The organism is Xanthomonas sp. WHRI 7945, from assembly GCF_035026585.1.
On the sequence record NZ_JAYIQP010000015.1, the window covers coordinates 97,421 to 104,099 of the forward strand.

Sequence of the window (6,679 nt, forward strand, 5' to 3'; positions counted from 1 at the left end):
TCAGGACTCCCGATGTTCGGCTACTACTGCAAACTGGCGCTGCACAGCTTTCGTCGCAACCGGTTGCTGACCGCGTTGATGGTGCTCGCCATCGCGGTCGGCATCGGCGCCTCGATGACCACGCTGACCGTGTTCCACGTGCTGGCCGCCGATCCGATCCCGGGCAAGAGCGCGCAGCTGTTCTACGTGGAGATGAACGTCTATCCGGACGACAAGTACGAGCCGGCCGGCGAGGAGCCGCTGCAGCTGACCCGCCGCGACGCCGAAGCGCTGTTGCGCGACAAGCGCGGCGATCGCCAGGCGATGATGTCCGCCGGCGGCGTGAACGTGGTGCCGGTCAAGGCCGAACAGACGCCGTCCCACGTCGAAGCACGCTTCACCTCGGCCGACTTCTTCCCGATGTTCGCGGTCCCGATGCGCTACGGCCACGCCTGGACCGCCGAGGACGACACGCGGCGCGCGCGCGTGGCGGTGCTCTCGCGCAAGCTCAACGAGCAATTGTTCGGCGACGTGGACAGCACCGGGCGCGACCTGCAGGTCGGCGAAAACATGCTGCGCGTTGTCGGCGTTACCGAGGACTGGAGTATGAACCCGCGCTTCTACGACCTGACCAACACCGAATACGGCGACAGCGAGGACATCTTCGTCCCGTTCTCGACCTCGCGCGACCTGCAGATGGGAGCGAGCGGCACCATGGAGTGCTGGGGCAGCAGCGGCGATGGCCAAGACAGCGAGAACGCGCCCTGCACGTGGATCCAGTATTGGGTGGAACTCGCCGACGCCGGCAAGCGCGCCGCCTACCGCGATTACCTGGACGGCTACGCGCGCCAGCAACACGATAGCGGCCGCTTCACCCACCCCGCCGACGTGCGCCTGAGCGACGTGATGGCATGGCTGGACCGCAACCATGCGGTACCGGCCGACGTGCGCCTGCAACTGTGGCTGGCGCTGGTGTTCCTTGGCATCTGCCTGCTCAACACCGTCGGCCTGATGCTGGCCAAGTTCCTGCGCCACGGCGGCGAGATCGGCGTGCGCCGGGCCCTGGGCGCATCGCGCCGCGCGATCTTCGCCCAGCATCTGGTGGAAGCCGGCATGATCGGCGCGGCGGGCGGCATGGCCGGCCTGCTGCTGGCCTGGCTCGGCCTGTGGCTGGTGCGCCGGCAACCGGCCGACTATGCCGCACTGGCGCACATGGACGGCAGCATGCTGTTCGTCGCACTGGCGTTGACGTTGGGAAGCAGCCTGCTGGCCGGCGCATTGCCTGCATGGCAGGCCATGCGCGTACAGACCGCCATGCAACTCAAGTCGCAGTGACGCGCTACGCGTCCCCCTTCCTGCCAGGAACGCCCCCGTGCCTATCCGCCCCATCCTCTCCAGCCTGCGCAAGCACAAGATCGCCGCATTGCTCATCGTACTGGAGATCGCCTTCAGCTGCGCCGTGGTGTGCAATGCGCTGTTCCTGATCGGCACGCGCCTGCACAACATGCAGCGCCCGACCGGCGTGGCGGAAGCGCACCTGGTCTACGTCAAGGTCGGCAACGTGCTCGGCAGCGGCGATGCCGCCGCGCTCACCCGCGAGGACCTGGATGCGCTGCGGCGCATTCCCGGCGTGCGCAACGCCAGCGTCATCAACCAGCCGTTGTTCGGCAGCTCGATCGGCGCCAGCGGCATCTCGCTCGGCCCGGACCAGCAACGCGCCACCCTGAGCGCCACCAACTACTTCGGCGATGCGCAGCTGCTGGACACGCTGGGGCTGAAGCTGGTCGCCGGCCGCGGCTTCAACGCCGACGAATTCCTCGACCACGCGCGCTTGATGGACCCCAACGACGATGCCGTCGTTCCCTCGGTGATCCTGAGCCAAGCCCTGGCCCAGCGCCTGTTCCCCGGGCAGTCGGCGATCGGCAAATCGATCTACGTGTACGGCCAGCAGCGGGTGGTGGGCGTGGTCGAGCGCCTGGTCCAGCCGCGCGACTACGGCTCGGCCGCCGACTACGAGAGCACCATGCTGTTCCCGGTGAACATGGCCTACACCCGCGGCACCTACGTGCTGCGCGTGGACGATCCGGCGCAGCGCGAGGCGGTGCAACAGCAGGCGCGCAAGCTGCTGCTGGCGCACGGCCCGCGGCGCATGATCCGCGACAAGAGCAGCGTGTCGCTGGAACAGGCACGCGCGACCTACTACCGCAACGACCGCGCGATGGCCTGGCTGCTGGCCGGCGTGTGCGTGATGTTGCTGCTGATCACCGCGCTGGGCATCGTCGGCCTGGCCAGTTTCTGGGTGCAGCAGCGCACCAAGCAGATCGGCGTGCGCCGCGCGCTCGGCGCCACGCGCGGCCAGGTGCTGCGCTACTTCCAGCTGGAGAATTTCCTGCTCGCCAGCGTCGGCATCGTGCTGGGCATGCTGCTCGCCTACGCCGCCAACCTGTACCTGATGAGCGCCTACGAACTGGAACGGCTGCCGCTGTGGTACCTGCCGGTCGGCGCGCTGGCGCTGTGGCTGCTCGGCCAGCTCGCGGTGCTCGGCCCGGCGCGGCGCGCCACCCGCGTGCCGCCGGCGGTCGCCACGCGCAGCGCCTGAGCGTCGCGATTCGGCCATGGATCGCTTCCTGGTCTCGCTGCGCCGGCACAAGCTGCTGGCGGCGCTGATCGTGCTGCAGATGGCGATCAGCTACCCGGTGCTGCTCGCCCTGGGCACGCTGGCCAACCAGGCGCATGCGCGCATGCATGCGACCAGCGGCATCGCCGACGATGCGCATCTGCTGACGCTGCGGCTCGGCGGCCGGGTGTCCGCCGCGGCGGCGCAGCGCGAGGCGGCGGCCTTGCGCGCCGTGCCCGGCGTGTTGCACGTCGCGGCAATCAACCAATTGCCGTTCGGGCCCGAACGCTGGGACACCCTGATGGGACCACGCGCCGGCGGGGCCGGCGGGCAGTTCCAGGCCAGCACCTACCTCGGCGACCCCGGACTGCTGGCGACGCTGGGCCTGCGCCTGCAGCGCGGCCGCGACTTCACCGACGACGAGTATCGCGATCTCGCATCGCCCTCTGCGCTGAACCTCGCGCAGCGGGTGATCCTGACCCGGACGCTGGCGGCGCGGATGTTCCCGAATGGCGACGCGCTGGGGCAGACGGTGCATCTGGGCGGCGAGCCGCCGGCGCGGGTGGTCGGCATCGTCGAGCAGCTGCGCGCGCCTGGCGAGGGCGGCGAGGACAGCGCCATCCTGCCGTTGCGCCTGCACGATCGCAGCAACGCGCTGTACGTGTTGCGGGTCGCGCCCGGCGATCCGGCGCGGGTCCGCGCGCGGCTGGCGGCGGACGCGGAGCGGATCGCGCCGGGGCGGCTGCACGAACTGAGCAGCGCCGGCGAGCTGCGCCTGCAGCGACTGCGCCTGCATCGCCATCGGCTCTTGCTGCTCGCCGCGGGTGCGGCGCTGTGGCTGTTCGGCACGATCGCGACGGTCTACGCCATCAGCGAAGCGATGGTGCGCCAGCGCTACCGGCAGATCGCGCTGCGGCGGGCGCTCGGCGCGCGCGCGGCGCAGATCCGTGGCCATCTGCGCCGCGAGAACCTGTTGCTGTGCGGCCTGGGCATCGCCGTGGGTGTGGCGATCGCTGCGCTGCTGCGCCGCGCCCTGCTCGAGTTCCCGGCGCTGTCGCCGCCGCCGCTGTATCCGCTGGCCACCGCGCTGCTGTTGCTCGGTGGTGGCTGGCTGGCGATGCGCGGCCCGGCCGCACGCGCCGCGCGGCTGTCGCCTGCGGCGTACCGATGATGCACGCGATCGCGGCGGCGACACCGCACTCGCCCGCAGCGCCACGGGCCGACCGCCTGCCGCCCATGGCGCACACGACAAGCCACGCCGGGGCTGCGATGATGCCGCCTCGTCCCGCATCCGCCGGTTCCGCCCCGGCCATCCGACAAGGTTCCCGATGCCCTGCATCCTGATCATCGACGACAACCCCGCCGTCGCCACCGCGCTCGAGGTGCTGTTCTCCCTGCACGACATCGACACGGTGCATGCGGACAGCCCGGATGCCGGACTGCAGCGCCTGGCCGAGGGCGACATCGATCTGGTGCTGCAGGACATGAACTTCACCGCCGACACCACCTCGGGCGAGGAAGGCGTGGCGCTGTTCGATGCGATCCGCGCGCGCCACCCGGACCTGCCGGTGATCCTGCTCACCGCCTGGACCCAGCTCAGCAGCGCGGTGGAATTGGTCAAGGCCGGCGCCGCCGACTACCTGGCCAAGCCCTGGGACGACCGCAAGCTGCTGACCACGGTCAACAACCTGCTGGAGCTGTCCGAGGCGCGGCGCGAACTGGAACGGCGCCGCGACGGCGAACGCCGCCATCGCCAGCAGCTGGCGCAGCGCTACGAGCTGCGCGGCGCGGTGTTCGCCGACCCGGCCAGCGAGCGCGCCATCGCCTTGGCCTGCCAGGTCGCGCGCTCGGAACTGCCGGTGCTGATCACCGGCCCCAACGGCAGCGGCAAGGAGAAGATCGCCGAGATCATCCAGGCCAATTCGCCGATGCGGCAGGGCCCGTTCGTGGCGCTGAACTGCGGCGCGATTCCGGCCGAGCTGATCGAGGCCGAACTGTTCGGCGCCGAAGCCGGCGCCTACACCGGCGCCAACAAGGTCCGCGAAGGCAAGTTCGAGGCCGCCGATGGCGGCACCCTGTTCCTGGACGAGATCGGCAACCTGTCGCTGGCCGGGCAGATGAAACTGCTGCGCGTGCTGGAGACCGGGCGCTTCGAACGGCTGGGTTCCAACCGCGAGCGCCAAGTCAAGGTGCGGGTGATCAGCGCCACCAACGCCGACCTGACCACGATGATCCGCGACGGCGCGTTCCGCGAGGATCTGTACTACCGGCTCAACGCGGTGGAGCTGTCGCTGCCGGCGCTGGCCGACCGCCCCGGCGACATCCTGCCACTGGCCGAGCACTTCCTGTCCGGCGCCAAGCCGCTGTCGGCCGGCGCGGCGCAGGCGCTGCAGCGGCATGCCTGGCCGGGCAACGTGCGCGAGCTGCGCAACGTGATCCAGCGTGCCGAGCTGCTGGCCGGCGGCCGCCAGATCGACGCCGCCGATCTCAACCTGCCCAAGCCGGCGCCGCAGCGCCCCGCCGCCGGCGCCGAGCCGGACCGCGAGCGCATCGTCGCGGTGCTGGGCCGCGCCAACGGCGTCATCGCCCAAGCCGCGAACGAACTGGGCATGAGCCGGCAGGCGCTGTACCGGCGCATGGACCGCTACGGAATCCCGCGCGAATGAAATTGCGCCGCTCCTTCACCGCCGGCCTGTTCCTGCGCCTGCTGCCGGTGCTGGCGCTGGCCGCGGCGATGCCGTGGCTGCTGGCGTACTGGATGGACCGCGGCTGGGAAGTGGTGACGCTGTCGGCGCTGCTGCTGCTGGCGCTGATGTGGTGGACGCTGCGCCGCGCCACCGCGCCGATGCGCTCGCTGTTCCGCGCCCTGGCGGGCACCGTCAGCAGCTACCGCGACGGCGAATACAACTTCGGCGTGCACTGGCGCGGCGACGACGAACTGGGCGAGATGGTCGCCGCGCACCGGCAGCTGGGCGAGATCCTGCGCGAGCAACGCCAGGGCCTGGCGCAACGCGAACTGATGCTCGACACCATGGTGCAGAACACGCCGGTGGCGATGCTGCTGACCTCCAACGGCGGCGACGGCCTGCGCCGCGTGGTGTTCTCCAACCTGGCCGCGCGCAAGCTGCTGCACGGCGGCTGGAAACTGGAAGGCCAGCGCCTGGACGACCTGCTGCTGGGCATGCCGCCGGCGCTGCGCGAGGCCGTGGCGCGCGGCGGCGACAGCCTGTTCACCATCGACGACGACGAGGATCCGGAAGAGGAGCAGGTCTACCATCTGTCGCGGCGCCGCTTCCGGCTCAACGGCCGTCCGCACGAACTGCTGCTGATCCGCCTGCTCACCGCCGAGCTGCGCCGCCAGGAAGTGCATACCTGGAAGAAGGTGATCCGGGTCATCAGCCATGAGTTGAACAATTCGCTGGCGCCGATCGCCTCGCTGGCGCATTCGGGCGCCGAACTGGTGCGGCGGCAGAAGGTGGAGCGGCTGGAGGAAGTCTTCGGCACCATCGAGGAACGCGCGCGGCACCTGGAAGGCTTCATCCGCGGCTACGCGCGCTTCGCAAAGCTGCCGCAACCGCAGTTGCAGACCGTGCACTGGGCGCAGTTCCTCGGCGGATTGCAGCAGCAGATTCCGTTCGCGCTGGAGCTGGAGGCGCCCGACCTGCACAGCCGGGTCGATCCGGCGCAGCTGCAGCAGGCCTTGCTCAACCTGGTCAAGAACGCGCACGAATCCAGCCCCGAAGGTCTGGCGCCGGCCGACAGCGTGCGCATCCGCGTCTCCACCCGGCCGGAGTGGCTGCGCATCGAGGTGCTGGACCGCGGCAGCGGCATGAACGAGGCGGTGCTGCAGAACGCGCTGATGCCGTTCTATTCGACCAAGCGCAATGGCACCGGCCTGGGTCTGGCGCTGACCCGCGAGATCATCGAAGCGCACGGCGGCCGCCTGTCGCTGCAGAACCGCGACGAAGGCGGGCTGTGCGTGGCGGTGCAGCTGCCGCTGGCGTCGGGTAGCTGACGTCTCGCGCTCGTCTGTAGGAGCGGCTTCAGCCGCGACAGGCACTAACCGGAGTGCCTGTCGCGGCT

5 protein-coding genes are annotated in these 6,679 nt (G+C 70.3%); all 5 read left to right on the top strand.

Annotated features, from left to right (window positions below; translation table 11 throughout):
• Positions 1–12: 12 nt before the first annotated feature.
• The 5 genes from VDQ83_RS13720 (at position 13) to VDQ83_RS13740 (ending at position 6,611) form a co-directional block, all read left to right on the top strand.
• Complete coding sequence (locus VDQ83_RS13720) at positions 13–1,314, top strand: ABC transporter permease (protein WP_455435362.1); 1,302 nt, start codon at positions 13–15, stop codon at positions 1,312–1,314.
• Positions 1,315–1,351: 37 nt separating this feature from the next.
• Entirely contained in the window at positions 1,352–2,578 is a 1,227-nt protein-coding gene (locus tag VDQ83_RS13725) for an ABC transporter permease (RefSeq protein WP_455435363.1), read from the top strand.
• Between the two features lie 16 nt (positions 2,579–2,594).
• Positions 2,595–3,767: an ABC transporter permease gene (locus VDQ83_RS13730; protein ID WP_455435364.1), complete on the top strand. Its 1,173-nt coding sequence runs from the start codon at positions 2,595–2,597 to the stop codon at positions 3,765–3,767.
• Between the two features lie 157 nt (positions 3,768–3,924).
• On the top strand, positions 3,925–5,262 hold the full coding sequence (locus tag VDQ83_RS13735) for a sigma-54-dependent transcriptional regulator (protein ID WP_263397107.1): 1,338 nt from the start codon (positions 3,925–3,927) through the stop codon (positions 5,260–5,262).
• Positions 5,259–6,611, top strand: a complete 1,353-nt coding sequence (locus VDQ83_RS13740) for a sensor histidine kinase (RefSeq protein ID WP_455435365.1) — start codon at positions 5,259–5,261, stop codon at positions 6,609–6,611. The genes VDQ83_RS13735 and VDQ83_RS13740 overlap by 4 nt, the downstream gene beginning before the upstream one ends.
• Positions 6,612–6,679: the final 68 nt, after the last annotated feature.

Excerpts from the sequence above, each read along its gene's own strand:
- VDQ83_RS13720 (WP_455435362.1), top strand. The coding sequence starts at position 13 with ATGTTCGGCTACTACTGCAAACTGGCGCTGCACAGCTTTCGTCGCAAC.
- VDQ83_RS13730 (WP_455435364.1), top strand. The coding sequence starts at position 2,595 with ATGGATCGCTTCCTGGTCTCGCTGCGCCGGCACAAGCTGCTGGCGGCG.
- VDQ83_RS13735 (WP_263397107.1), top strand. The coding sequence starts at position 3,925 with ATGCCCTGCATCCTGATCATCGACGACAACCCCGCCGTCGCCACCGCG.
- VDQ83_RS13740 (WP_455435365.1), top strand. The coding sequence starts at position 5,259 with ATGAAATTGCGCCGCTCCTTCACCGCCGGCCTGTTCCTGCGCCTGCTG.